This window comes from Pseudomonas sp. 10C3 (genome assembly GCF_036346185.1).
In the GTDB taxonomy this organism is placed as follows: Bacteria; Pseudomonadota; Gammaproteobacteria; order Pseudomonadales; family Pseudomonadaceae; genus Aquipseudomonas.
In genome coordinates this window covers 41039-67830 of record NZ_JASJVE010000016.1, presented here as the reverse complement: position 1 = coordinate 67830, position 26792 = coordinate 41039, and the positions used below count along the sequence as shown (strand labels likewise).

Annotated in this window: 26 protein-coding genes; 16 read left to right on the top strand and 10 right to left on the bottom strand. The window is 56.1% G+C overall.

The genetic code is table 11. The features are described from left to right. Positions 1-9: 9 nt before the first annotated feature. From QN399_RS16845 to QN399_RS16835, 3 genes are all read right to left on the bottom strand, one after another. Entirely contained in the window at positions 10-567 is a 558-nt protein-coding gene (locus QN399_RS16845; protein WP_330201290.1) for a Sua5/YciO/YrdC/YwlC family protein, read from the bottom strand. 38 nt (positions 568-605) lie between these two features. After that, positions 606-1730 carry a DNA-processing protein DprA gene (gene dprA / locus QN399_RS16840; RefSeq protein WP_322177134.1) on the bottom strand — a complete coding sequence of 375 codons (1125 nt, stop codon included), beginning with the start codon at positions 1728-1730 and terminating at the stop codon, positions 606-608. A 121-nt stretch (positions 1731-1851) separates the two neighbouring features. Further along, positions 1852-2877, bottom strand: a complete 1026-nt coding sequence (locus QN399_RS16835; RefSeq protein WP_330201289.1) for a LysM domain-containing protein — start codon at positions 2875-2877, stop codon at positions 1852-1854. 141 nt (positions 2878-3018) lie between these two features. Here QN399_RS16835 and def point away from each other — a divergent pair, with 141 nt between their 5' ends. The 4 genes from def (at position 3019) to trkA (ending at position 7508) form a co-directional block, all read left to right on the top strand. Continuing rightward, a complete protein-coding gene (gene def / locus QN399_RS16830; RefSeq protein WP_322177132.1) occupies positions 3019-3525 on the top strand; it encodes a peptide deformylase in 507 nt (168 codons plus the stop codon). A gap of 140 nt (positions 3526-3665) precedes the next feature. After that, positions 3666-4640 (top strand): methionyl-tRNA formyltransferase, encoded by a 975-nt coding sequence (gene fmt, locus QN399_RS16825; protein ID WP_330201288.1) that lies wholly within the window; start codon positions 3666-3668, stop codon positions 4638-4640. Next, complete coding sequence (gene rsmB / locus QN399_RS16820) at positions 4637-5956, top strand: 16S rRNA (cytosine(967)-C(5))-methyltransferase RsmB (protein ID WP_330201287.1); 1320 nt, start codon at positions 4637-4639, stop codon at positions 5954-5956. The genes fmt and rsmB overlap by 4 nt, the downstream gene beginning before the upstream one ends. Before the next feature lie 178 nt (positions 5957-6134). Continuing rightward, a complete protein-coding gene (gene trkA / locus QN399_RS16815) occupies positions 6135-7508 on the top strand; it encodes a Trk system potassium transporter TrkA (RefSeq protein ID WP_322177129.1) in 1374 nt (457 codons plus the stop codon). A 121-nt stretch (positions 7509-7629) separates the two neighbouring features. Here trkA and QN399_RS16810 read toward each other — a convergent pair whose 3' ends face one another. Further along, on the bottom strand, positions 7630-8517 hold the full coding sequence (locus tag QN399_RS16810; protein WP_322218715.1) for a lysophospholipid acyltransferase: 888 nt from the start codon (positions 8515-8517) through the stop codon (positions 7630-7632). Positions 8518-8555: 38 nt separating this feature from the next. Then, positions 8556-9107: a DNA-3-methyladenine glycosylase I gene (locus QN399_RS16805; protein WP_322177127.1), complete on the bottom strand. Its 552-nt coding sequence runs from the start codon at positions 9105-9107 to the stop codon at positions 8556-8558. 79 nt (positions 9108-9186) lie between these two features. Here QN399_RS16805 and glyQ point away from each other — a divergent pair, with 79 nt between their 5' ends. From glyQ to QN399_RS16775, 6 genes are all read left to right on the top strand, one after another. Next, positions 9187-10134, top strand: a complete 948-nt coding sequence (gene glyQ / locus QN399_RS16800) for a glycine--tRNA ligase subunit alpha (protein ID WP_219063354.1) — start codon at positions 9187-9189, stop codon at positions 10132-10134. Next, positions 10131-12185: a glycine--tRNA ligase subunit beta gene (gene glyS, locus QN399_RS16795; RefSeq protein WP_330201286.1), complete on the top strand. Its 2055-nt coding sequence runs from the start codon at positions 10131-10133 to the stop codon at positions 12183-12185. Before glyQ ends, glyS begins: the two co-directional genes overlap by 4 nt. A 17-nt stretch (positions 12186-12202) precedes the next feature. Continuing rightward, the gene (gene gmhB / locus QN399_RS16790) at positions 12203-12742 is read left to right on the top strand and encodes a D-glycero-beta-D-manno-heptose 1,7-bisphosphate 7-phosphatase (RefSeq protein ID WP_330201285.1); all 540 of its coding nucleotides are present in this window, start codon (positions 12203-12205) and stop codon (positions 12740-12742) included. Positions 12743-12773: 31 nt separating this feature from the next. Then, entirely contained in the window at positions 12774-13544 is a 771-nt protein-coding gene (locus QN399_RS16785) for a lysophospholipid acyltransferase family protein (RefSeq protein WP_322177124.1), read from the top strand. 592 nt (positions 13545-14136) lie between these two features. Beyond that, positions 14137-15414 carry a divalent metal cation transporter gene (locus QN399_RS16780; protein WP_330201308.1) on the top strand — a complete coding sequence of 426 codons (1278 nt, stop codon included), beginning with the start codon at positions 14137-14139 and terminating at the stop codon, positions 15412-15414. Next, on the top strand, positions 15309-15584 hold the full coding sequence (locus QN399_RS16775; RefSeq protein WP_322278482.1) for a type II toxin-antitoxin system MqsA family antitoxin: 276 nt from the start codon (positions 15309-15311) through the stop codon (positions 15582-15584). Before QN399_RS16780 ends, QN399_RS16775 begins: the two co-directional genes overlap by 106 nt. Positions 15585-15765: 181 nt before the next feature. Here QN399_RS16775 and QN399_RS16770 read toward each other — a convergent pair whose 3' ends face one another. Continuing rightward, the gene (locus QN399_RS16770; RefSeq protein WP_330201284.1) at positions 15766-16653 is read right to left on the bottom strand and encodes a LysR family transcriptional regulator; all 888 of its coding nucleotides are present in this window, start codon (positions 16651-16653) and stop codon (positions 15766-15768) included. Between the two features lie 105 nt (positions 16654-16758). On the opposite strand from QN399_RS16770, the gene QN399_RS16765 reads away from it, so the two are divergent. The 3 genes from QN399_RS16765 to QN399_RS16755 all read left to right on the top strand — a co-directional run bounded on the left by QN399_RS16765 (position 16759) and on the right by QN399_RS16755 (position 18823). Beyond that, on the top strand, positions 16759-18126 hold the full coding sequence (locus QN399_RS16765; protein WP_330201283.1) for an MFS transporter: 1368 nt from the start codon (positions 16759-16761) through the stop codon (positions 18124-18126). Continuing rightward, positions 18107-18517: a DUF4440 domain-containing protein gene (locus QN399_RS16760; protein WP_330201282.1), complete on the top strand. Its 411-nt coding sequence runs from the start codon at positions 18107-18109 to the stop codon at positions 18515-18517. The genes QN399_RS16765 and QN399_RS16760 overlap by 20 nt, the downstream gene beginning before the upstream one ends. 129 nt (positions 18518-18646) lie before the next feature. Further along, entirely contained in the window at positions 18647-18823 is a 177-nt protein-coding gene (locus QN399_RS16755; protein ID WP_322177119.1) for a hypothetical protein, read from the top strand. Positions 18824-19205: 382 nt separating this feature from the next. On the opposite strand, the gene gyrB is transcribed toward QN399_RS16755, so the two are convergent. From gyrB to dnaA, 4 genes are read right to left on the bottom strand one after another with little or no spacing between them, the layout of a single operon-like run. After that, on the bottom strand, positions 19206-21623 hold the full coding sequence (gene gyrB / locus QN399_RS16750; RefSeq protein WP_330201281.1) for a DNA topoisomerase (ATP-hydrolyzing) subunit B: 2418 nt from the start codon (positions 21621-21623) through the stop codon (positions 19206-19208). A 4-nt stretch (positions 21624-21627) separates the two neighbouring features. Further along, complete coding sequence (gene recF / locus QN399_RS16745; protein ID WP_219063378.1) at positions 21628-22731, bottom strand: DNA replication/repair protein RecF; 1104 nt, start codon at positions 22729-22731, stop codon at positions 21628-21630. A gap of 24 nt (positions 22732-22755) precedes the next feature. Further along, positions 22756-23859 carry a DNA polymerase III subunit beta gene (dnaN, locus tag QN399_RS16740; protein ID WP_322177116.1) on the bottom strand — a complete coding sequence of 368 codons (1104 nt, stop codon included), beginning with the start codon at positions 23857-23859 and terminating at the stop codon, positions 22756-22758. A gap of 38 nt (positions 23860-23897) precedes the next feature. Then, positions 23898-25406 (bottom strand): chromosomal replication initiator protein DnaA, encoded by a 1509-nt coding sequence (dnaA, locus tag QN399_RS16735; RefSeq protein WP_330201280.1) that lies wholly within the window; start codon positions 25404-25406, stop codon positions 23898-23900. Between the two features lie 593 nt (positions 25407-25999). On the opposite strand from dnaA, the gene rpmH reads away from it, so the two are divergent. From rpmH to yidD, 3 genes are read left to right on the top strand one after another with little or no spacing between them, the layout of a single operon-like run. Continuing rightward, a complete protein-coding gene (gene rpmH, locus QN399_RS16730) occupies positions 26000-26134 on the top strand; it encodes a 50S ribosomal protein L34 (RefSeq protein WP_002551315.1) in 135 nt (44 codons plus the stop codon). Positions 26135-26150: 16 nt separating this feature from the next. Next, positions 26151-26552: a ribonuclease P protein component gene (rnpA, locus tag QN399_RS16725; protein WP_322177114.1), complete on the top strand. Its 402-nt coding sequence runs from the start codon at positions 26151-26153 to the stop codon at positions 26550-26552. Further along, the gene (yidD, locus tag QN399_RS16720) at positions 26545-26790 is read left to right on the top strand and encodes a membrane protein insertion efficiency factor YidD (protein WP_219063382.1); all 246 of its coding nucleotides are present in this window, start codon (positions 26545-26547) and stop codon (positions 26788-26790) included. Before rnpA ends, yidD begins: the two co-directional genes overlap by 8 nt. Positions 26791-26792: the final 2 nt, after the last annotated feature.

The window sequence follows — 26792 nt, the reverse complement described above, 5'->3', positions numbered from 1 at the left end:
CCCAAAACCCTAGCCTGGACGAACAACCTCGCCGGTCGCCAGGTCACGGATCAGACTGGGGTGCTTGCGCCCACCCAGCAGGCCGCCGAGCACCCAGTCGATGTCCCCACGGAAATACTGCTCAACCCGAATACGCGTCCGGGCAGCCGGACGCCCGAGCGGGTTGGCGGATGTCGAGATCAGCGGTCCGACCAGCGAACACAGTTCACGCACCTGCGGGTGATCGCTGACGCGCAATGCCACCGTGTCGTGAATACCAGTGATCCATTCGGGCAGCAGGTTCTGATGCGGCACCAGCCAGGTATTGGGGCCTGGCCAAGTGCTGGCCATACGATCGATCCAGACTTCAGGAAAGTCCTCCATGAGAAAGTCGAACTGGCGGATGTTGTCGGCCACCAGAATCAGGCCTTTGTCCACAGGACGGGATTTGATTGCCAGCAACCGATACACCGCCTCTTCATTCCAGGGATCACAGCCCAGCCCCCATACCGCCTCGGTTGGGTAGGCAATCACCGCACCGGCTCGAATCTCTCGTGCGGCTTGCTGCACACGCCAACTGCTGACCATTGTTCTCTCTCCGGGTAAACGCTACGGGCAGTTTAACCTCAGCGCGCACGGCCAAACCATCGTCCTGCCTCACTGCTGATGCGCCCATCCAGTTCCAGCTCGGTCAACGCTGCTAATACTTTTGGCAACGGCCAGCCGCTCGACAGTGCCAACCCTTCGCTGGTGTGTGGCGCAGCATGCAACAAATCAAGCAGGGGATGTCTGGCAGCGGTTGTTGACGGCAAGGGCGCGATAGAGGCGGCCGCAGGGCTGGCAATGTTCTGCCAACCGCGCAGGGTTTCAAGAATGTGTTCGACGGTTTCGACCAGCACCGCACCGTCACGAATCAGTTGATGACACCCGCGGGCACCGGGGTGATGAATCGAGCCTGGAATCGCGTACACCTCGCGGCCCTGTTCCGCTGCCAGCCGTGCGGTGATCAACGAACCGCTGGCGACGCTGGCCTCGACCACCAACACACCCAGCGACAATCCACTGATGATTCGATTGCGGCGTGGGAAGTTGCTCGCCTGCGGCCCGGCGTCCAGAGGGAACTCGGAAACCACGGCACTGCCTTGGGCACTCATGGTCGCTGCCAACTGACGATGGCGCTGTGGATAAAAATTTTCGATGCCCGTGCCCAAGACGCCAATTGTCTGCCCACCAACGTCCAAAGCACCTTGATGCGCGGCACCATCGATACCCAGCGCGAGGCCGCTGGTGATGACAAAACCGGCGCCCGCCAGGCTTCGGGCAAAGGCTGTGGCCGTATCCAGTCCAGGCTTGGAAGCGCGTCGACTGCCGACCATTCCCAACTGCGGACGCTCAAGAATGCTCGGGTCACCGGCCACAAACAGCAACGGCGGTGCATCGGCAATTTCAGCCAGCAGTGCAGGGTAGGTGGGGTCGTCCCACATCAGTAAATGCTGACCGGGACGCTCAAGCCAAGCCAAAGCAGCACTGGCGCCATCGCGGACTTGTGGGCTGCGCCGGGCTTCGGCGCTGGCGCTTGGCAAGCCCAAGGCACGCCAGGCGCTGGCAGGAGCGCTGAGTGCGGCCGACGCCGAACCAAAGGCATTGATTAGCTTATGAAAGCGTTTTGGCCCCACCTCAGGCAGACGATGCACACGTAAGCGCGCTTCAAGTTCGGCAGGTGAGGACGCAGCAGTATCGAACAGCGGCATAGATCTTCCTTGATCTGTAGCGCCCCGTTAACAGCCGGACAACCTGTGGATAACTCTGTTAGTAACTATTTGATAAGTTCATGTCCGGTGGACAGACATGACCCTATTTCGACACATAGCTTTACGGGTTCCACACCTTGTCCATGACCGCTAAAGAACGCGTGGCATTGAGTACCAAACCATAGCTGAGCTTTTCATAAGTGCGAAAAACCATCACCAATCCCGCGCGCTCATCCGGGACCTTCACTTGCTCACCCGTCACCCGATCACGAACGACTTCGCCGGTCTTGTAAATAGCCAGCACATTGCCTTCGGCCAGCCCATCGCTCTTACCCCGATCCAGCGTCACCACATCGAGTTCACCGATCTGGGTCACTCCGCGCGGCACATCGATGATCAGGCCGTTAACTTCGGTCTGAGGTGAGCTGGGCATGAAAGTCGAGTTGATTGGCCGCTCTTCGCTGATGAATAGCCGGTCGCCGAGACGCACTTCCTGGGTCGAACGCTGCAACACCAGGGTCGCGACATCGCCTTCGTGGGCAACGATTTCACCGCTGCCGATGTCATCGGCGTTAATCCCGAGAAACTGCCCGGTCAACGGGTCCGTGTAGGTTTTGCCCTGACGGAAGAGGTTATAGGCGGTGTGCTCAGGGTCTAATTTGCCCCGCGCGTAGATCCGGTCACCCATGCCGCTGAGCACGCGTTCGGCGTTACCGGCGACGATGTACGGGGCTTTCTGGAAATCGGCGGGGTCATCGATGATGCGGTTGTTGAGCAGAAAACTATTGATCGCGGCCAGCGGAATGCTTGGGATCGCTTCGGCCATCGGCGTGGTACGAATCCGGGGCGACAGCTTGATGGTGCCACGTGAAGCACCACGGTTGAGTACCATCCGCGGCTGGCCATCGACATACACCAGGGACAATAAGTCGCCCGGGTAGATCAGGTCAGGGTTGGCGATCTGCGGATTGGCCTTCCATATCTCCTTCCACTTCCATGGCTCGCGCAAAAATTTGCCGGAAATGTCCCAAAGCGTGTCACCTTGGACGACGGTGTAATTCTGTGGATGTCCTTCCCTGAGCTGCACTTGCGCCTGACAAAGGCCGGTAGAGGCCAACAGCAGCAGGGCGAGTAGTGATTTCCTCATGCGGTGAATCCCTTTATCATATGGCTTCGCGTGAAACACTAAGAGCCCCAGAGGCTCAGGTTTTGCAAGGTTGCCAGCTCTAACCGGCGAAACCCGGCAGCCGATTTTGGACTTTACCCTACAAGTGCAGCTCTAACGTATATGGCTATTTTAAACATCCTCGAATTTCCCGATTCGCGCCTGCGCACCATCGCCAAACCTGTGGCAGTGGTAGACGACGGCATTCGCCAGTTGGTCGACGACATGTTTGAAACCATGTACGAAGCGCCAGGCATTGGTTTGGCTGCAACTCAGGTCAACGTGCACAAGCGTGTCGTGGTCATGGACCTTAGCGAAGATCGTAGCGATCCACGGGTGTTCATCAACCCCGAGTTCGACATCCTGACCGACGAGGTGGAGCAGTATCAAGAAGGCTGCCTCTCAGTGCCAGGCTTCTATGAAAACGTCGACCGCCCACAGAAAGTCAAAATCAGGGCTCTAGGCCGGGACGGTCAGCCCTATGAGCTGATCGCAGAGGGTTTGCTGGCGGTGTGTGTCCAGCATGAATGCGATCACCTGAACGGCAAGTTATTTGTCGATTACCTGTCCACCCTCAAGCGCGACAGGATCAAGAAGAAGCTGGAAAAGCTGCACAAGCAGAACGCCTGACCCGACTCAAATCCTTCAACCTGTAGGCGCTGACTTGTCTGCGAACCAGGCAACATGGTCCACATCAGGCACACCGGGTTGCGGCCTTCGCGGGCAAGCCCGCTCCTACACGTCTGTGTATTTCCTTTATCGAGAAGCCCATGACTGAGCCACTGCGCATCGTCTTCGCCGGCACCCCGGAATTTGCCGCCGAACACCTCAAGGCTTTGCTCGCCAGCCCCCATCAAGTGATTGCGGTCTACACCCAGCCTGATCGCCCGGCTGGCCGTGGGCAAAAGCTGATGCCGAGCCCGGTCAAACAGCTGGCTGAGCAGCACGGTATCGCCGTATTGCAACCGCCAACCCTGCGTGATGCTGACGCTCAAGCTGAGCTGGCCGCGCTCAAGCCCGACTTGCTGGTGGTGGTCGCCTATGGCCTGATCCTGCCGCAAGTGGTGCTCGATATTCCCCGCCTGGGCTGCATCAACAGCCACGCTTCGCTGCTGCCACGCTGGCGCGGTGCCGCACCGATTCAGCGTGCGGTAGAAGCCGGCGATGCCGAGAGCGGCGTGACGGTAATGCGTATGGAAGCAGGCCTGGACACCGGGCCAATGCTGCTCAAAGTCACGACCCCGATCACTGCCGAGGACACCGGTGGCAGCCTGCATGACCGGCTCGCCGAGCTCGGCCCGCCCGCAGTGATTCAAGCCATCGCCGGGCTGGCCGATGGCACGTTGCAGGGTGAAGTCCAAGACGACACCCTGGCGACCTACGCTCACAAGCTGAACAAAGACGAAGCGCGCGTCGACTGGAGCCGTCCGGCTATTGAGCTGGAGCGTCTGGTGCGGGCGTTCAATCCTTGGCCGATCTGCCACAGCACACTCAATGGCGAAGCCCTGAAAGTGCTGGCAGCCAGTCTCGACGACGGGCAGGGCGCACCGGGTGAAATCCTCGGCGCCAGCAAGGACGGCTTGATTGTCGCCTGCGGCCAACAGGCCTTGCGCCTGACGCGCCTGCAATTGCCGGGGGGCAAAGCGCTGAACTTCGCGGACCTGTTCAACAGCCGTCGTGAGAAATTCGCTGTTGGCACGGTGCTGGGTGTCATTGCGCCCGAGCAGACGGTGCACGGCCAATGAACCCGCGTCTCGCTGCCGCCAAAGCATTGGCCGCCGTCCTCAATGGCAAAGCCTCGCTGAACAGTTCACTGCCCACCCAGCTGGACAAAGTCGAGGCCCGTGATCGCGGTTTGACTCAAGACCTGGCCTTCGGTACTGCTCGCTGGCAGCCACGACTGTCCGCACTGGCGGCAAAACTCCTGCAAAAGCCCTTCAAAAGCGTCGATGCCGATGTCGAGGCATTGTTGTTGGTCGGCCTCTATCAGTTGCTCTACACTCGCATCCCGGCCCACGCCGCCATCGGTGAAACAGTCGGGTGCGCCGACAAGCTGAAAAAGCCTTGGGCCAAGGCGTTGCTGAATGCCGTACTGCGTCGCGCCCAACGGGAAAGCGAAGCACTTCTGGCCGAGCTGGAACATGACCCCGTGGTCCGCACTGCGCACCCACGCTGGCTACAAAAAGCGTTGAAGGCGTATTGGCCAGAGCAGTGGGAAGCGATCTGCGCGGCCAACAATGCCCATCCGCCGATGATCCTGCGGGTCAATCGCCGTCACCACAGCCGCGATACGTACCTGCAGATGCTGCAAAACGTCGGGATCGAAGCCCACGCCTGCGTCTTCAGCCAGGACGGTATTGTGCTGAACGAACCGTGCGATGTGCGCACCCTGCCTGGCTTCGCCGAAGGCTGGATCAGCGTGCAGGACGAAGCCGCGCAATTGGCTGCCGACCTGCTGCAATTGGTCCCCGGCCAACGCGTACTCGACGCGTGCTGCGCCCCTGGCGGCAAAACCTGCCATCTGCTGGAAGTACAGCCATTGCTCGCAGGTGTGGTCGCGGTGGATCTGGAGGCCAAACGCCTGGCCCGCGTCCGGGAAAACCTTGATCGCCTGGGCCTGAACGCCGAGCTGATCGCTGCCGATGCCCGTGACACAGGCCAATGGTGGGACCGTAAACCGTTCCAACGCATCCTGCTCGATGCGCCGTGTTCGGCGACGGGCGTGATCCGTCGCCACCCGGATATCAAGCTCACGCGTCAGGCTGACGACATTCCCGCGCTCGCCACGCTCCAGGGCGAATTGCTCGACGCGCTTTGGCCGACGCTGGAAGTCGGCGGCATCCTGCTGTACGCCACCTGCTCGACGCTGCCGATGGAAAACACCGAAGTAATCGAGGCGTTCCTGGCTCGCACACCCGGCGCGCGCGAACTGGACATCGCCGGTCAGCTCGGGCAACAGCCGCCCGGCCTGAAACAACCGCACGGTCGCCAGCTGCTTGCCCAGGAAGGCGGCCACGATGGCTTCTACTATGCCAAGCTGATCAAGATCGCGGCTGTGTAATGCCGGACCCTGTAGGAGCTGGCTTGCCTGCGATAAGGTCGGCACGACCTTCCTCCGGTGGTGAATCCAATATTTTCCCGACTGCTACGCATACGCAGCCGATCACGGCGGGGGCGCGTAGCTGCAAGCGCGCTCCTGCATCGGGTTTGCCGTGCTAACTCGTTTCAAGGAGTGAACGATGAAAATCATCATCCTCGGCGCAGGACAGGTCGGCGGTACGCTGGCTGAACATTTGGCCGGTGAAGCGAATGACATCACCGTGGTCGACACCGACGCCGATCGCTTGCGTGATCTGGGCGATCGCCTTGATATCCGTACCGTTCAGGGCCGCGGTTCGTTCCCCACGGTGCTGCGTCAGGCCGGCGCGGATGATGCCGATATGTTGGTGGCGGTGACCAACAGCGACGAGACCAACATGCTCGCCTGTCAGGTTGCTTACACCCTGTTCAAGACCCCGACCAAAATCGCCCGCGTGCGCGAAGCGGCCTACCTGACCCGTGCCGGTCTGTTCAATAACGACGCGATCCCCGTGGACGTGCTGATCAGTCCGGAACAGGTGGTGACCAACTACATCAAGCGCCTGATCGAATACCCCGGCGCGCTGCAAGTGATCGATTTTGCTGGCGGCAAGGCCCAGTTGGTGGCGGTCAAGGCGTACTACGGCGGGCCGCTGGTCGGCCAACAGCTGCGTCAGTTGCGCGAACACATGCCTAACGTCGACACCCGGGTCGCCGCGATTTTCCGCCGTGACCGGCCGATAGCCCCCCAAGGCGATACCGTCATTGAAGTGGATGACGAGGTGTTTTTCATCGCGGCCAAAGCAAACATCCGCGCCGTCATGAGCGAGATGCGCCGCCTGGATGAAAGCTACAAACGCATCGTCATCGCGGGCGGCGGGCATATCGGTGAACGGCTGGCCGAAGCCATCGAAAGTCGCTATCAGGTCAAGATCATCGAGATGAACCCGGCCCGCTGTCGTCACCTTTCGGAAACACTGGATAACACCGTGGTCCTGCTGGGCAGCGCGTCGGACCGGGATTTACTGCTGGAAGAAAACATCGCCGAAGTCGATCTGTTCCTGGCGCTGACCAACGATGACGAGGCCAATATCATGTCCTCGCTGTTGGCCAAACGCCTCGGCGCACGCAAAGTGATGACCATCATCAACAACCCGGCGTATGTGGATCTGGTACAGGGCGGCGAGATCGATATCGCGATCAGCCCGCAACTGGCGACTATCGGCACCTTGCTGACTCACGTTCGCCGTGGCGACATTGTCAGCGTGCATTCATTGCGTCGTGGTGCAGCCGAAGCCATTGAAGCCGTCGCCCATGGTGATGCCAGGTCGAGCAAGGTCATCGGTCGCGCCATCCGTGACATCACACTGCCGCCAGGCACTACCATCGGCGCAATCATTCGCGCCGAAGAAGTGCTGATCGCCCACGACATCACGGTGATCAAGTCCGGCGACCACGTGATTCTGTTCCTTGTGGATAAAAAATATATCCGCGACGTAGAGCGGCTGTTTCAGGTCGGCTTGAGCTTTTTTTAATCAGCGGCACCGATCAATTGGAAAGGCCGGTACGGGACAATCCCATGATCGAATCACTGGAAAGTGGTTGCCAAGACTGTGGATAACTTCAATTGCAGCAGTTATCCACAGCTGGCAGCCTTCAATACCAGCGCTTTTCGCCCGGTGGACGCTTTTTGAAACGCTTCATCGTCCACATGTACTGGCTGGGGTAAGCCCGCACGTACTTCTCGACAACCTGACTCATGGCCGCCGCGGACGTTTGCGTGTCAGTGCTGTACATCGCCTCGGGGGCCGCTTCGAGGATCACCTTGTAACCGGAACCATCGGCCAGACGGATCGCATGCAGAAAAACGCCCACTGCTTTACCTCCGGCCAACATGTTGGGCACGAACTTGCTGGTCAACGCCTGGGTCGCGCAGAAGGGCACGAACACACCTGCAGACTCAGCGGGCTCGGGATCGGCCGGAATACCCACTGAACCGCCTTTGCGCACTTCCTTGATAACGCTGAGGATGCCTTCTTTGGTCGAGGCCGCCACGCGATTGCCCAGTTGCACACGCTGTTTGCGCAGCAGATCGTCCACCGCCTTGAGTTTCGGTGGCCGGTAAAAAATGATCGGTTTGCACTGGCTGCAATAGAAGTGGTTAAGCACTTCCCAGTTGCCCAAGTGGCTGGTGATGCCAACCACGCCCTTGCCTGAGGCCAGCGCGGCTTCCAGCACTTCAAGCCCTTCGACTTCACGCACCAGATCGATTGATTTCTGAGCGGGCCAGATCCAGGCGCAGGCGCTTTCGGTGAACGTCTTGCCGATGTCCATGAGACTGCGGCCAACCAGACTCTCACGTTCGCCGGCGTCCAGCTCAGGGAAACACTTGGACAGGTTGATACGCGCTATTTCGCGCGAACGGTTGGGCAGTTTCCACATCAACCAGCCGATGGACGTACCGACCCACTGCACCACTCGCCATGGCAACAGGGCAAATAGCCGCAAAAGCCCGACCAAAAGGGCGCCTTTGAACTTATCCACAGATCACTCCCGAATTCGCAAGGCCGCTATTGTAACCATCAGCGGCTCAAGACGGCGTATCGATCACACTCAAGGGTGTGATCCATGACCATGCCTGCGGCCTGCATGAAGGCGTAGCAAATCGTGGGTCCGACAAACGTGAAGCCAGCTTTTTTCAGGGCTTTGCTCATCGCTTCAGCTTCAGGAGTGACGGCCGGAACCTGGCTGCGACCCTCGAAGTGATTGATTTTTGGCTGCCCGTCCACAAACGACCAAAGCCATTCCACCGGGTCTTCCAGGGCTTGCCAGGCCTGCGCGTTACGCCGGGCGGCATTGAGTTTGAGGCGGTTGCGAATGATGCCGGGGTCGAGCATCAGCGCTTCGATTTCAGCGTCGCTCATCTGCGCCACGCGCTGCACATCGAAGCCGAACAAGACTTCACGATAGCGTGCGCGTTTCTTTAAAATCGTGATCCAGGAAAGACCGGCCTGGAACCCTTCGAGCAATAGCAACTCGAAGAGTTTCTGCGCATCGCGCAACGGCACGCCCCACTCTTGATCGTGATAAGCGATGTATAGCGGATCTTCGTTGCACCAAAAGCAGCGTGGCATAAGGCTCCAAGGGTGGAGGTGCGGCCGAATCGGGTATACTCCCGCTCTTTAAATCGCAGTCCCAGCACAGGTGAATTTCGTGAGCCAGCCTACGCCAGCCGTGCGTACCTTCCAAGACTTGATCCTCGCCCTTCAACAATACTGGGCCGAGCAAGGTTGTGTGGTGCTTCAGCCCTACGATATGGAAGTCGGCGCCGGCACATTCCATACCGCTACGTTTCTGCGCGCCATCGGCCCGGAAACCTGGAACGCCGCTTATGTGCAGCCCAGCCGACGCCCGACTGATGGCCGCTACGGCGAAAACCCGAACCGCTTGCAGCATTACTACCAATTCCAGGTGGTATTGAAGCCTAACCCGGACAACTTCCAGGAGCTGTACCTCGGCTCCCTGAAGCACGTTGGCCTTGATCCACTCGTGCATGACATTCGTTTCGTCGAAGACAACTGGGAATCGCCAACGCTTGGCGCCTGGGGTCTGGGATGGGAAGTCTGGCTCAATGGCATGGAAGTCACCCAGTTCACCTACTTCCAGCAAGCAGGCGGCATTGAGTGCTACCCGGTGACCGGTGAAATCACCTACGGTCTGGAACGCCTGGCCATGTACCTGCAAGGTGTGGATTCGGTCTATGACCTGGTCTGGACCGACGGCCCGTTCGGCAAAGTGACCTACGGCGATGTGTTCCACCAGAACGAGGTCGAGCAATCGACTTACAACTTCGAACACGCCAACGTTGAGAAACTGTTTGAACTGTTTGATTTCTATGAGAGCGAAGCCAGTCGCCTGATTGAGCTCCAGCTGCCATTACCAAGCTACGAAATGGTCCTCAAGGCCTCGCACACCTTCAACCTGCTGGATGCACGTCGGGCGATTTCGGTCACCGCGCGTCAGCAGTACATCCTGCGGGTACGGACGTTGGCCCGTTCGGTAGCGCAGAGCTATCTGCAAGCCCGAGCCAAGCTGGGCTTCCCGATGGCCCCCCCCGATTTACGTGATGAAGTGTTGGCTAAGCTGGAGGCTGCACAATGAGTGCTCGAGATTTCCTGGTTGAATTGGGCACCGAAGAACTGCCACCCAAAGCCCTTGGCGCTCTGGGTGACGCGTTCCTCGCGGGCATCGAAAAAGGCTTACAGGCCGCTGGCCTCAGCTACAGCGCCAAACAGGTCTACGCTGCGCCGCGTCGTCTGGCCGTACTGATTACCCAGCTCGCTACGCAACAAGCGGATCGCAGCGTCAACCTCGACGGTCCACCACGCCAGGCCGCCTTCGATGCTGAAGGCAATCCGACTCAAGCCGCACTGGGCTTCGCCAAGAAGTGCGGCGTAGAACTGAGCGAGATCGATCAGAGCGGGCCGAAGTTGCGGTTCAGTCAGAACATCGTCGGCAAGCCGACGACGAGTCTGCTACCAACCATCGTTGAAGACTCTCTGAACGACCTGCCGATCCCCAAGCGCATGCGCTGGGGTGCGCGCAAAGAAGAGTTCGTGCGTCCAACCCAATGGCTGGTCATGCTGTTTGGCGATCAAGTGGTCGATTGCACCATCCTTGCTCAGACCGCAGGCCGTGACTCCCGTGGTCACCGTTTCCATCACCCGGAAAGCGTGCGCATCACTTCGCCTGCCAACTACCTGCAAGACTTGCGTGGCGCCCACGTATTGGCTGACTTCGCCGAGCGTCGTGAGCTGATCAGCAAGCGCGTCGCCGAACTGGCAACACTGCAGGAAGGCACCGCGATTGTGCCGCCAAGCCTGCTCGATGAAGTCACCGCGCTGGTCGAATGGCCTGTACCGCTGGTGTGCTCGTTCGAAGAACGCTTCCTCGACGTGCCGCAAGAAGCACTGATCATTACCATGCAGGACAACCAGAAGTATTTCTGCCTGCTGGATGCCGACGGTAAGTTGCTGCCACGCTTCATCACCGTGGCCAACATTGAGAGCAAAGACCCGGCGCAAATCATTTCCGGCAACGAAAAAGTGGTTTGCCCACGGTTGACCGACGCCGAATTCTTCTTCAAGCAAGACAAGAAGCAGAAGCTGGAAACCTTCAATCTGCGCCTACAAAACGTAGTGTTCCAGGCCCAGTTAGGCAGTGTTTTCGATAAAGCCGAGCGCGTATCGAAACTGGCTGCCTTCATCGCCCCCCGCATTGGTGGCGATGCCAAGCGCGCAGCACGTGCAGGTTTGCTGTCCAAGTGCGATCTGGCGACCGAGATGGTCGGCGAATTCCCTGAAATGCAGGGTGTTGCCGGTTATTACTACGCCTTGGCCGACGGCGAGCCTGAAGACGTCGCACTGGCACTGAACGAGCAATACATGCCTCGTGGTGCTGGCGCCGAACTGCCAACCACTCTGACCGGTGCAGCCGTCGCCATGGCCGACAAGCTCGACACGCTGGTCGGCATCTTCGGTATCGGCATGTTGCCCACCGGCAGCAAAGACCCGTATGCACTGCGCCGCGCTGCGTTGGGCGTGCTGCGGATCCTGATCGACAAGAAGCTGGACCTCGATCTGGTGCAGACCGTGACCTTCGCCGTGACTCAGTTCGGTGCGAAGATCAAACCTGCCGGCCTGGCCGAACAAGTGCTGGAGTTCATCTTCGACCGCCTGCGTGCGCGTTACGAAGATGAAGGTGTCGAAGTCGCTACGTATCTGTCGGTACGGGCTCTGCAACCGGCTTCAGCCCTTGATTTCGATCAGCGGGTTCAAGCGGTGCAAGCCTTCCGCAAGCTGCCTGAAGCTTCCGCGTTGGCGGCGGTGAACAAGCGTGTGTCGAACCTGTTGAGCAAGGCGCAAGGCAATATCGCCAGCACCGTCGAACCTAAATACTTCGATAACGCGCACGAGTTTTCGTTGTACTCGGCGATTCAGCAAGCGGACCAAGCGGTGCAACCGATGGCCGCAGCGCGTCAGTACAGTGAAGCACTGGCTCGTTTGGCTGCGTTGCGCGAGCCAGTCGATGCGTTCTTCGAAGCCGTGATGGTCAATGCTGAAGATGCCAGCGTACGCGCCAATCGTTATGCCTTGCTGGCTCGCTTACGCGGCCTGTTCCTGGGCGTTGCCGACATTTCGCTGCTGGGATGATGTTGAAGGGGCAAGGCTTGAAGCTGCTGATTCTGGACCGGGACGGGGTAATCAATCATGACTCCGACGCTTACATCAAGTCGGTGGAGGAGTGGATTCCCCTTCCGGGCTCGATCGAGGCTATTGCACGCCTGAGCAAGGCCGGCTGGACGGTGGCCGTCGCCACTAACCAGTCCGGCGTTGCCCGCGGGTTTTACGATGTCGCCACACTCGAAGCCATGCACTCGCGCTTGCGCCATCTGGTGGCAGAGCAGGGTGGTGAAGTCGGCCTGATCGTTTTTTGTCCACACGGTCCGGATGAAGGCTGCGATTGCCGCAAACCAAAACCGGGCATGCTCAAAGCGATTGCCCATCATTACGCGGTAGATCTGGCGGGCATCTGGTTTGTTGGCGATAGTAAGGGTGACTTGGAGGCGGCGCTGGCCGTCGACTCTCAACCAGTTTTGGTAAAGACCGGTAAAGGTCTCAAAACAATGGGGAACCCTTTGCCCCCAGGCACTCTGGTTTTTGACGATCTGGCGGCGGTTGCCGCAGAACTTATCCACACTTGTAAATAGACGGGCATCGCCCGCAACGGTAAAAGCTCCTATGTCGATCATGCAGGCAATCAGAACCTTCTTCTTTTACCTGCTGTTGTGCACCACTTCTCTTCTGTGGTGCACACTGAGTTTCTTTGTCGCCCCGTTTTTGCCTTTCCGCGCCCGCTACCGTTTTATCAACGTGTACTGGTGCCGCTGTGCGTTATGGCTGACGCGGGTGTTTTTGAACATTCATGTCGAAGTAAAAGGTCAGGAAAATATCCCGCTACAGCCCTGTGTGATTCTGTCCAATCACCAGAGCACCTGGGAAACCTTCTTCCTCTCGGCGCACTTCGAACCTCTGAGCCAGGTGCTCAAGCGTGAGCTGTTGTACGTCCCGTTCTTCGGTTGGGCGATGGCGATGCTACGGCCGATTGCGATCAACCGTGACAATCCAAAAGCGGCACTCAAGCATGTCGCCAAAAGAGGCCATGAACTGCTCAAGGATGGCGTATGGGTGTTGATCTTTCCGGAAGGTACTCGCGTTCCTTTTGGACAGATTGGTAAGTTCTCCCGAGGTGGCACAGCGCTGGCCGTGAATGCAAACCTGCCGGTGCTGCCCATTGCACACAACGCAGGCAAGTACTGGCCAAAAGAAGGTTGGGCGAAAAAGCCGGGCACCATTGAGTTAGTTATTGGCGAACCTATGTATGCCGAGGGCACGGGCCCACGCGCCATCGCAGCGCTTAATGACCGGGTCGCGGCCTGGAATGAAGCAACGCAACGCGCTATGGGGTCAGTGGTTGCACCAGCACCGAGCGAAGAGAATGCGGTTGTTTAGGATCTGTGGATAACCTGTGCACCATTTTTGCAATCCTTTAAAAAAATCGCGCCAACTTATTAATTTATATACTTATTTCTTAAGCTGATTAATGAGCAAAAAAAGTGCATAAGTTTTCAGGATTGTGACGAAGCCGGCCCATGAGGCCGGCTTTTTTTATGACCGATTACATCGTATTTCACTCAGGCCATGCCTGTTGAGAATGAGGTAATGATTGATCAAAAAACATCTATTAATCTCTTACAAGTAGTCAAATACTTGACTTTATTTTGTTTTTCCACTGTCTTAGTCAGTGATTTGACAATGCCATTGCTTAGTGTATGGTTTCTTTGAGTTCCGCCAATAATGTCATGAAGTAACCGTGTTTTACCTTGGGTTGCAGGGGAGGAATATGAGTGCGTTAGGTGATCTGCCGTGGGCTTGTCTGACTTTTTATCCGTGGCTTTCAACCCATTCATTTTTTGATCGTTATAACCCACTGAGTGATTATTCTTACGGTGCCCCGGTACAGGAAATGAACACATCTCAGTGCTTCATTCTCGACATTAAAAGCTTATTGCACAGGGCAGCCCAGGAGTAAGTCGTGCGACTGATGCGTACCTGTGGGGTTCTTTGGAAGCGGCTGAAGGAGCACCCGTTGTCGCGAATCGGGCCGGGCCTCATTACCGGTGTGGCGGACGACGACCCAAGTGGTATTGCTACGTACTCCCAGGCTGGCGCGCAATTTGGCCTTGATATGCTGTGGACGATGCCCGTGGCCTATCCTTTGATGGCCGCCATTCAATCGATGTGTGCGAACATCGGCCGAGTTACAGGGAAAGGACTCGCTGCCAATATCCAGGATGCGTTCCCGCCCATCGTACTTCCGTGCGTTTTGTGTCTACTGCTCGTGGCCAACACCCTGAATATTGCCGCAGATGTCGCTGCCATGGGCGAGGTTGCGGAACTGGTTTCTGGCGTCAACCGGCACCTCATGACTGCTTTTTTTGTGTCCGTGACGATCCTGCTGCAGCTGTTCGTTCCTTATCACCGTTACGTCTTCATCTTGAAGTGGCTGACGGTCTCGCTATTGGCCTACGCCGCCGTATTGTTTACGGTTCATGTTCCCTGGGGGCAGGTCGCAACACACACGTTCTGGCCCCAAATCACCCTGGACTCGAGCACTGCTGCCATGGTCGTCGGGGTTTTCGGCACGACCATCAGTCCATACCTTTTTTTCTGGCAGGCCTCAGAAGAAGTTGAGGACATGGAAGCACACTCAAGCAGCATGCCACTCCTGCGCGATGCGCCCTCCGCCGCACCGGAACTCCGACGCATCCAATGGGATACCTGGAGCGGCATGCTCTACTCCAATCTCACCGCCTACTTCATCATTCTTGCGACCGCCGTTACGCTCCACGTGTCTGGCGTTACCGACATCAACACGGCAGCGCAGGCAGCAAGTGCTCTGCGACCGCTCGCCGGTGACTTTGCCTACATGCTCTTCGCGCTTGGCATTCTCGGTGTCGGCATGATCGGCGTGCCTGTGTTGGCGGGCTCTGGAGCCTATGCTCTTTCCGAAGCCATGGGCTGGAGGAAGGGCCTCGAACGAAAAGTGAATGATGCGCGTGGGTTCTACGCCATCATCTCCATCAGCGTACTTGCCGGACTCGGCATCCAGTATTCGCCAATAAGTCCAATGAAGGCGTTGTTCTGGAGCGCTGTCATCAACGGTCTGGTCGCCGTGCCCCTGATGGTTGTCATTCTCCTCCTGGTTTCGAAGAAATCTGTAATGGGTGCTTTTACAGCAAGCCGACCTCTGCTCATCCTCGGCTGGATAGCAACGGCAGTCATGGGAGCGGCAGCCGTTGGAATGTTCATCCCCGGTTAAATTTTCGTTATAAAAAAGCCAACGCTAAGCGTTGTGCTGGTGTGACGGGCGATTTTTGCCCAGCTTGCGCTGAGTGTGTTTTGAACGCAGTGGAGTCGAATAGTGTCATGAACGAAATGTGTGCTTTCTCGAAATTTGTCAACGTGGCCATTACTGATCCTGGCTTTTGAATCGCCCTTAGTTTCGTAGACGCTTTCAAGCGGCTGCTTCATGCCGAGGTTGTGTGAAAACACTTTCGAGCAATCGCAGCGTCCTAAAACGGAGCGATTTTCTTGCTTATTCGCACAATGATCGGAAATCCGGTTAAACGAAAGCCCCTGAATCTCTCATTCAGGGGCTTTTATTTGGTACTTACTGCGCCAGATGCAGCAACAGGAAATCAATGAACGCCCTCGATTTGTGGGGCAAATGCGGGCTGTTGGGAAACACCACGTTGACGGATTGCGAGGGCAACGAATAATCGGGCAACAGGCGAATCAACCGCTCGCTGACAATGTCGTCCTTGACCACCCACGCGGGTAGCACCGAGACGCCCAGCGACGACAACGTCATGGAGCGGATAGCCGTGGAAGAATTGGATTCAAACTGATTGATCCCGTTGATCTCGACAGTCCCCAAGTGCGGATGGCGCAACGTCCACTGGGTCGGTGCCTGCAGGTTGCTGTTGGCGATCCACGGCACCGAATTCAGGTCCTGAGGAGTTTGCACCGGGTGACGCGCAAGAAACGTCTCGGTCGCCACTAGGACAATTTCATAATCCGCCAGTTTACGGCTCTTGAAAGCCGAGTCCGCCAAACTGCCTAAACGGATAACGAGGTCTAACTTTTCCGCCACCAGATCATTGAGTGACGCGTTAAAGTTATAACAGAGTTTTATTTCCGGATAGCGCTCTATAAATTGCGGTATCAACGGAAGAATATAAGCCTCGCCGTATTCACTGGTGGAACTGAAGCGCAACTTGCCGGACACCCGATTATGCCCTTTTAATACATTATCGAAGGCGTTATCGATGTCCGCGACAATACCTTTGAATTCTTCATAAAAGTCCTGACCGATTTCGGTGAGGGATAGATTTCGGGTATTTCTAATCAACAACGTCGCTGACAGCACGTCCTCCAGCGCCTTGACATGCAGACTGGCCATGGCTTTGCTGATGCTCAGGTAATTGGCAGCCTTGGTGTAAGAACCAAAATCGACCACGGCCAGGAATGTCTGGACCCGATTAAGATGAGTGTGCATAGCAATAGGGCTCACTGTTAAATCCCGTCAAACATTGTTTCAAGAATAGTCGTATCGACAGTTCAAGTCGACCGCCCCTATGCTTTGCGGCAAAGGGGAAACAACATGACCTATCGCTACAAAGTTGCACTAATATTCCTGATCGGCTTTTTTATAGACTGCATTAACATCTTTATGTCGGCGGTCGCATTACCGAGTATATCGGCGGCGCTGCACGTTAGTACTTCAGACGTTGCCTGGGTGGCTAACGCTTATATTCTGGGGCTGACACTGATCATCCCGGTCAGCACCTGGCTGGCCGGTCGTTTTGGCAGTCGGGAAATCCTCACCGCCTCGATGATCGTGTTCACAGCCTCCGTGTGGATGTGTGGGCTGGCCAACAGTTTCAACGAGCTGGTGATCTGGCGCTTCGTCCAGGGGATTGGCGGCGGCCTGTTGATTCCTGTCGGCCAGGCGTTGACGTTCAACCTGTTCAAGGGTGAGCAGCGCGCGAAAATATCCACGTTGGTCATGGCCGTTGCCCTGATAGCGCCAGCCATTTCACCGACGATCGGCGGCGTCATCGTCGACAGCAGCTCCTGGCGCTGGGTGTTCTACAGCAACATTCCGTTCTCGCTGATCGCGGCGTTGCTGTCCTGGTTCTGGATCAACGAAGCGCGACCGACGAGTTTGCCTAGTCCGGACATCAAGGGCTTGCTGCTGGTCAGCGCCGCACTCGGCAGCCTGCTGATGGGTATGTCGTTGTATGGCGGCGACTCTCCGGCACTGGTGGCTGCCTTCTTCGTCATGGCCGGCGTTACGTTCGTCGTGCTGTACGGGCTGCACTACCGCACCTGCAAAAATCCGATCATTGAACTGAGCCTGCTCAAAAGCAAAAAACTCAGCACCTCCATCTTTATCTATTACGCGATTCCCGGTGTGTTCACGGGGGTCAACTTGATGAGCATCTTCTTCCTGCAAAACACCCTGCACTTCAGCGCCCGACTGACAGGGATGTTCATGATCCTGTACGCCATCGGCGCATTCATCGCGATGCTGATCTGTGGCCGGGTCTATAACCGGATGAGCGCCAAGCGGCTGTTTGCCCTCGGCATGCTGTTGCACAGCGCCGGCATCGCCACCTTGTTACTGGTGAACGATCCCTCAGACCTTTTGGTGATTGTCATCGCCTACAGCTTGATGGGGGTCGGCGGCGGCATCGGTGCCAACACCGCACAAACCACGTCATTGATAGACTTTGAGGGCCGCGATACCCACAAGGCCAGTGTCATCTGGAACATCAACCGACAGATGTCATTCAGCATCGGCGCCGCCCTCTTCCTGATGGTTTTCAACCTGCTCTTGAAGCATTTCGATACCACCCAGGCCTACCACGCGACTTTCGCCATCGCCGCACTGGTGGGCCTGTTTCCACTCTTTCAACTGAGTCAGTTGAACACTCAAAAGGACTGTCATGCACAACAAAATAGTTGAACAGGCACACCACAGCATTCATCACGTGCACGAGTTGATCCACACCCTGTTCACCGACGCAAACGGTAACGGGCAGGCCGCGCTCGAGCCGCTGATGTCGGCATTCGCCGAGCACTTCACCATGCTCACCACCTCGGCTGCCATCGTCAGCCGGGCGACGATCGAACAGATGTTCAGGGGTGCAGTCGGCGCCAAGCCAGGCCTGGAGATCGTCATCAGCGATCTGCAGACGGTCTGGCAGGAAGGCCACAGCGTGGCGATCCGCTACAAGGAAACCCATCGCCTCGACCAGCGCGAAAGCTCAAGGGTTTCGGTGGCGATCATTGGCCTGCATCACCGCAACGCCCAATGGATCTACCTGCATGAAACGCCGCTAAGCCAGGAAAGCTGATTCTCGTATGAACTACACAATCACTGATTGCCGAATGCTCTCAGCCTCTATCAAAGAAATCACCGTCAGCCCGATAGCACCGGGGTGCGCGGCGCTGGAAGCGGGCGCGCATTTCAAAACCTGACATCATTGAATCGAAGCGCCCACCTGCACTATTTCGCCAGGAGCGACGATGACGCGGCCTATGCCTTGCCAATGCAGGCACTGCTGCAGGAACGCTTGCACTTGCCCTTCTCCAGTCAGCCCGAGGGCCGTCGCTCTGTCAGCCAGGTGCTGGCCGATCTGGCACCACACTGTTGCCGCTGACCGTGAATTGATCTAGTAACAGCTGTCCTGCCGGCTGAAAACAGCCCCAAGTGTTCAGCTGCTCCCACTCAGCTTTCGAGCAAGAGCACATGGGTCATAAAATGTGGAATCAGCAGCCCGCCCTAGATTAAATTGCAATCGGCAGGGTGAGTCAGTTGTCAATCAGCGCCGACAGTCGAGTTAACGAATAACGTTTTGGATAGGGATTCCTCTCTGTCTTTTCTTATAAAAATCATCGACGTTATAAAGCTGAATCGCTTATCCAAAATCTATCAAACGCGCAGATACAAAAAAGCCAACGCTGAATAAGCGTTGGCTTTTTTGTGTAGCGTGATTCAACTATTTGTGAGAATTCTCATTTATTTTGAGAACCTACAGCCCCTTAGAAATCGAGGTTTGACACCGCCAGGGCATTTCGTTCGATGAAGTCACGACGTGGTTCTACCGCGTCGCCCATCAGGGTGTTGAAGATCTGGTCAGCACCAATGGCATCTTCAATCGTGACCTTGAGCATCCGACGTACGCTTGGGTCCATGGTGGTTTCCCAAAGTTGATCCGGGTTCATTTCACCCAGACCTTTATAGCGCTGGATGGTATGGCGTTTGGTACTTTCCGCCATCAACCAGGCAAGGGCTTCCTTGAACTCATTGACCGGCTTCTTGCGTTCGCCGCGTTGTACGTAAGCGCCTTCTTCAAGCAAGGTGCTTATTTGCGCGCCCAGAGCCGTCACGGTTTTATAATCGTTACTGCCGAAGAAGTCGCGGTTGAAGGTCACGTAATTGGACAACCCGTGAGAGATCAATTCAACCTCTGGCAGCCAGACGTTACGTTCACGATCTTCACGCAGGCTGGCTTTGTAGACCAGACCTGACTTCTCACCGACGCGCAAACGCGCATCAAACAGCGCCAACCATGCCTGCATGCCCGCGTGGTCAGAAAGCTGCTCAAGCGAAATTGGCGGCAGGTAAACGAAATGCTCGGTCAGTTCCTGAGGATACAAACGCGACAAGCGCTTGAGCGTCTTCATGACCATACGGAAATCGTTGACCAGACGCTCCAGCGCCTCACCCGAGATCCCTGGAGCCGATTCATTGAGGTGCAGGCTGGCATCTTCCAGAGCCGACTGGGTCATGTACTCTTCCATGGCCTCGTCGTCTTTGATGTATTGCTCTTGCTTGCCTTTCTTCACTTTGTACAACGGCGGTTGAGCGATGTAGATGTAGCCACGCTCGATCAACTCAGGCAGTTGACGGAAGAAAAAGGTCAACAGCAACGTACGGATGTGCGAACCGTCGACGTCAGCATCGGTCATGATGATGATGTTGTGATAGCGCAGCTTGGCGATGTTGTACTCATCGCGGCCAATACCGCAGCCCAGCGCTGTGATCAAGGTGCCCACTTCTTGCGAAGAGATCATCTTGTCAAAACGCGCTTTCTCTACGTTGAGGATCTTGCCTTTAAGCGGCAGGATCGCCTGAGTCTTACGGTTGCGTCCCTGCTTGGCGGAGCCACCAGCAGAGTCACCTTCCACAAGATACAGTTCGGAAAGGGCAGGGTCTTTTTCCTGGCAGTCAGCGAGCTTGCCTGGCAGACCGGCGATATCCAGCGCACCTTTACGACGAGTCATCTCACGGGCTTTACGAGCCGCTTCACGGGCGCGCGCAGCATCAATCATTTTGCCGACAACCGCTCTTGCTTCGCCCGGATTTTCCAGGAGGAAGTCGGAGAAGTGTTTACCCATTTCCTGTTCGACCGCAGTTTTCACTTCGGACGAAACCAACTTGTCTTTGGTTTGCGAGCTGAACTTTGGATCTGGCACTTTGACCGAAATAATTGCGGTCAAACCTTCACGTGCATCGTCACCGGTGGTGGCAACTTTATGCTTCTTCGCCAGACCTTCCTGTTCGATGTAAGTGTTCAGATTCCGCGTCAGAGCCGAGCGAAAACCTACCAGGTGAGTACCGCCGTCACGCTGAGGAATATTGTTGGTAAAGCACAACAGATTCTCGTTGAAGCTATCGTTCCACTGCAAAGCAATCTCGACAGCAATGCCATCGTCGCGCTGGATGTTGAAGTGGAATACCTGGTTCACTGGAGTCTTGTTAGTGTTCAGATACTCAACGAACGCGCGCAAACCGCCCTCGTATTTGAACAGCTCTTCTTTGCCGCTGCGCTCGTCTTTGAGGACGATGCCCACGCCAGAGTTGAGGAATGAGAGTTCTCGAATACGCTTGGCCAGGATATCCCAGCTGAAGTGAATATTCTTGAAGGTCAGGTCGGATGGCTTGAAGTGAATCTCGGTACCGGTTGAATCACTTTCGCCAACGATACGCATGGGTTCCTGTGGAACACCATGGATATAAGTCTGTTCCCAAACCTTGCCGCTACGACGTACGGTCAGCAGCAACAATTCGGAAAGGGCGTTTACCACTGAAACGCCTACACCGTGCAGGCCGCCAGATACTTTGTAAGAGTTATCATCGAACTTACCGCCAGCATGCAGCACGGTCATGATGACCTCAGCTGCCGAAATGCCTTCTTCTTTGTGCACGTCTACCGGAATACCGCGACCGTTGTCGCGGACGGTGATCGATTCATCAGAGTGGATAACGATGCTGATTTCGTCGCAATGGCCAGCCAAAGCTTCGTCGATCGAGTTATCGACCACCTCGAACACCATGTGGTGTAGACCGCTGCCATCGTCGGTGTCACCGATATACATACCGGGACGCTTGCGTACGGCATCTAGCCCTTTCAGCACTTTAATGCTGGAGGAGTCGTACGTTTGATTTTCGCTCATGCCTTCACTCCCGGTGGTCGTGGGTCTGGGTGATACGGCCTTGTTCCACGTGGAACAAAGCGACTGGCGTTTCCGTCTGCCAGCCTTCCCTCAATAATTCATGGTCTACACAGGTGATAAACACTTGGCAGCGTAAGTCTTCTAACAAGCGACAAAGCGCGCGGCGATGATGCTCGTCCAGTTCAGACGGCAAATCGTCCACCAGATAAATACATTGGCCGCGCCGTGCCTGGCTGACCAAATGGCCTTGAGCAATGCGCAGAGCGCAGACCACTAACTTCTGCTGGCCACGAGATAAAATTTCAGCGGCATTATGAGCGCCCAATCTAAGGCGCAAATCAGCTCGTTGCGGTCCGGCCTGGGTATGCCCCATTTGCTGGTCGCGGTGTAGGGAAGACGCGAGCACTGTACTCAGCTCTTTCTCCTTGTCCCAACCGCGGTAATAGCTCAGGGTTAAACCTTCAAGTTCAACCAACTCGCTCAAGGTTTTTTCAAAAACTGGCTTTAGAGCCTTGATGTAGGCTCGACGATATTCATCGATGTCAGCGCTGGCCAAGCATAACTCCCGGTCCCAAGCCGCTTGTGAAGCGACGTCAAGTGTACCATGCCGCAGCCATGAGTTCCGCTGCCGCAGGGCCTTCTGCAAGCGTTGCCACGTCGACATAAAGCGAGGTTCCACGTGGAACACTCCCCAATCGAGGAACTGACGTCGGATCTTGGGAGCACCTTCAAGGAGTCGAAAGCTGTCGGGGTTAATCAGTTGCAGAGGTAACGCTTCAGCCAGCTGTGCTGCACTTCGCGCATTCTGCCCGTCGATACGGATCTGAAACTCCCCCTGGCGATCCCGCGACACACCCAGACTGCTGTGCCCACCTTGAGCGAGTTCAACCTGACCAAAAACCGTGCAGGCGGGTTGCTCGTACTGAATCACGGGCAGCAATCGTGCGCTGCGAAATGAGCGAGCAAGACCGAGCAAATAAATGGCTTCCAGTACACTGGTTTTGCCACTGCCATTCGCGCCGTGAAGGATATTTATGCGGGGGGAAGGGGAGAGCGTCACCGGGTGCAAATTGCGCACCCCGGTGACAGAGACGCGGCTGAGGGACATCTAGGCTCTGCTGGACATTGGGAGTTACAGACGCATCGGCATAACGACGTAAGCGGAATCATCGTTATCCGATTCCTGCACCAGCGCGCTGCTGTTGGAGTCAGACAAAATCAGACGCACTTGCTCAGTTGTCATCACGCCCAACACGTCGAGCAGATAACTCACGTTGAAACCAATTTCCAGTGGGCCGCCGTTGTAATCGACGCCGACTTCTTCTTCTGCCTCTTCCTGCTCAGGGTTGTTCGCCTGAATCTTCAATTGACCATTGGCCAACTGCAAACGGATACCACGATACTTTTCGTTGGACAGAATCGCCGTGCGGCTGAACGCTTCACGCAATGCCTGACGATCACCCAATACCAACTTATCGCCACCTTTAGGCAGAACGCGTTCGTAATCAGGGAACTTGCCATCGACCAGTTTCGAGGTGAAGGTGAACTCGCCTGTGGTAGCACGGATATGATGCTGGCCCAGGACGATGCTCACAATCCCATCCTGCTCAGTCAGCAGTCGCGCCAGTTCAAGGATGCCCTTACGCGGCACGATCACTTGATGACGATCAACTTGCTCGATCTCGGCCGTCATGGAGCACATTGCCAGACGGTGACCATCAGTTGCGACGGCACGTAGCACGCCAGCGTGCACTTCGAGCAACATACCGTTGAGGTAATAACGAACGTCCTGCTGCGCCATGGCGAAGCTGGTGCGCTCGATCAAACGGCGCAACTTGCTCTGCACCAGATTGAACGTCAGCGACCCAGGACCTTCTTCCACTGTTGGGAAGTCATTGGCAGGCAATGTGGACAAAGTAAAACGGCTGCGTCCCGCTTTTACCACCAATTTCTGCTCATCGACTTTGATATCGATCAACGCATCATTGGGCAGGCTTTTGCAAATATCCATGAGTTTGCGCGCAGGAACAGTGATCTCGCCTGGCTCGGCGGGCTCTTCCAACTGAACACGGCCTACCAGCTCGACTTCCAAGTCGGTACCCGTCAGCGATAACTGCTGGCCTTCTACAACCAATAGCACGTTGGATAACACTGGCAAGGTCTGTCGGCGTTCAACGACGCCGGCGACCAGTTGCAGAGGTTTCAACAAGGCTTCGCGTTGAATGGTGAAGTGCATGGTCTAGTCCCTTGCCTTAATAAGCTGCGCTGGTGTCATCAGGTCGTGAGTGTCCGCAGCAGGTTCTTGTAGTCCTCGCGAATATCCGCGTCGGATTCCTTAAGCTCGTTGATTTTTCGGCATGCATGCAAAACGGTCGTATGGTCGCGTCCGCCAAACACATCGCCAATCTCAGGCAAGCTGTGGTTGGTCAATTCTTTGGACAACGCCATCGCGACTTGTCGAGGACGTGCAACCGAACGTGAGCGTCTTTTGGAAAGCAGGTCAGAAATTTTGATCTTGTAGTACTCAGCCACGGTGCGCTGAATGTTATCCACACTGACCAATTTGTCTTGCAACGCCAACAAATCTTTCAGCGATTCACGAATCAATTCGATCGTGATATCGCGTCCCATAAAGTGCGAGTGAGCGATCACCCGCTTCAGGGCACCTTCGAGCTCTCGTACGTTGGAACGAATACGTTGCGCAATGAAAAAGGCAGCGTCATGGGGCAGATCAACTTTCGCCTGATCCGCTTTTTTCATCAAGATTGCCACGCGGGTCTCAAGCTCCGGTGGCTCAACGGCCACCGTCAACCCCCAGCCAAACCGAGATTTCAACCGTTCTTCAAGGCCTTCAATTTCTTTCGGGTAACGGTCGCTGGTCAAGATGACCTGCTGACCACCTTCAAGCAAGGCGTTGAACGTATGGAAAAACTCTTCCTGGGAACGCTCTTTGCGGGCGAAAAATTGAATGTCATCGATCAGCAACGCATCAACTGAACGATAAAAACGCTTGAACTCGTTGATGGCATTGAGCTGCAGCGCTTTCACCATGTCAGCCACAAAGCGCTCCGAATGCAGGTACACAACCTTGGCATTCGGGTTCTTCTTTAATAGATGGTTACCCACAGCATGCATCAAGTGGGTTTTACCCAGACCCACCCCACCATAAAGGAACAATGGGTTGTAACCATGCTTAGGGTTATCCGCAACCTGCCAGGCCGCCGCGCGGGCCAGCTGGTTGGATTTACCCTCGACGAAATTCTCGAAGGTAAAGGTCCGGTTCAAGTAGCTGGTGTGCTTGAGTGCGCCCTCGACCTGAACGGTACGCTGCTCGGCACGCGCCGGCGCCAGCTGAGAGCTAGCGCCAGCCATGGGGTCAAAGCTCGCACGCGAAGGCTCATCGCTGACCGCAATCGTTTGGCTAGGCGCTGGCGAAGAGGTCTGCTGAACCGGCAACGCGGCAACCTGATTGACCGTAACAGCATGGGACGCCGCAGCAGCCAATGGTGCATTAGGAGCTGCACGCGGAGCAGAGCTGCGTTTGCTGCCTATTAATAAGGAAAGCGCAGGCGCGAGTCCTTGCCCATGCTCACCGAGCAGTTCAAGCAAGCGCCCCAGGTATTTTTCGTTGACCCAATCGAGAACGAAACGGTTCGGTGCATAGACACGCAACTCGTCGCCTTCGGCTTCGACCTGTAGCGGACGGATCCAAGTGTTGAATTGCTGGGCAGGCAGCTCATCGCGCAAAAGCTCCACGCACTGCTGCCAAAGTTCCACTGACACGGATATCCCCTAAGTTGAAAGCCGGTGAGGCAAAAACAGCCGCCATTGTAACGATCAGCGCCCGACTTATCCACATGTAGGTTGCTCTGAGATCACGATGAATCAAGGCCTTATCCAGAAATTACGCGACCAACGGCGTGCGCATAAGCTCTGTGGATAAGCGTGCTTCAGCCCATTGCATAAGTCAGGTCTGAACTCTGTGGATAACCTGCCTGTGGATAAGAGGCCATTCCATGCACAGCTTATCCGACAGTGCAGCACAGGTAGAGCACCGTTTCTCAACCGTATTATCATCCTCTGTACACATTGATTTTAAAGGGCTAGAGGCGGTTATCCACAGAAGATGCCTTCCCTAGCTTTTATAAGCATTACAAAAGAGCTTTAAATACTTTCCTTCTTTATTTCTATATTTGATCACAGGGTAGGTCCTGGTTTCTCAGACAAAAACGGCACGCCTGAGAAAAAGGCTGTTGAGAAGTAAATGAAGGAAACGCTGGTTGGAAATTGACCTAGAGGCTTGCTTTCTCTAGAATCCCCGGTCTCTTAAAACGGGGGCCATTCCGGCCCGTTGTGGACGAACCAGGTAACACGCCATGAAACGTACTTTCCAACCCAGCACCATCAAGCGCGCTCGCACTCACGGTTTCCGTGCTCGCATGGCCACCAAAAACGGTCGTGCAGTCCTGTCGCGTCGTCGCGCCAAGGGCCGTAAGCGTTTGGCAGTTTGATAACTCGGCACAGGTGGTGAGTCGAGACTTCAGTCGGGAAAAGCGTCTTCTGACACCCCGACACTTCAAGGCAGTCTTTGACTCCCCCACCGGCAAGGTTCCGGGGAAAAATCTCTTGCTCCTTGCGCGCAACAACGACTTGGATCACCCCCGTTTGGGGTTAGTGATCGGTAAGAAGAGCGTAAAGCTCTCCGTTGAGCGCAATCGCTTGAAACGCCTAATGCGCGAGTCCTTTCGCCTGCACCAAGATGATTTGGTCGGCTGGGATATCGTAATCGTCGCGCGCAAAGGTTTGGGTGAGATAGAAAACCCCGAATTGATTCAGCATTTCGGCAAACTCTGGAAACGTTTGGCACGCAGCCGACCAGCTCCAGAAGTTAAAACCGAAACTGTAGGGGTAGACAGTCCAGATGCGTAAACTGGCACTCGTTCCGATCCAGTTCTATCGCTATGCCATTAGCCCGCTAATGGCCAGCCACTGTCGTTTCTACCCCAGTTGTTCCTGCTACGCGTATGAAGCCATCGAAAATCATGGCCTTCTACGCGGTGGCTGGCTGGCCTTTCGTCGTTTAGGTCGCTGTCATCCGTGGAATGCCGGTGGTTTTGACCCGGTTCCACCCGTTCCTACCTCCCGTTCCTCTTCGATGGCCGAGTAATC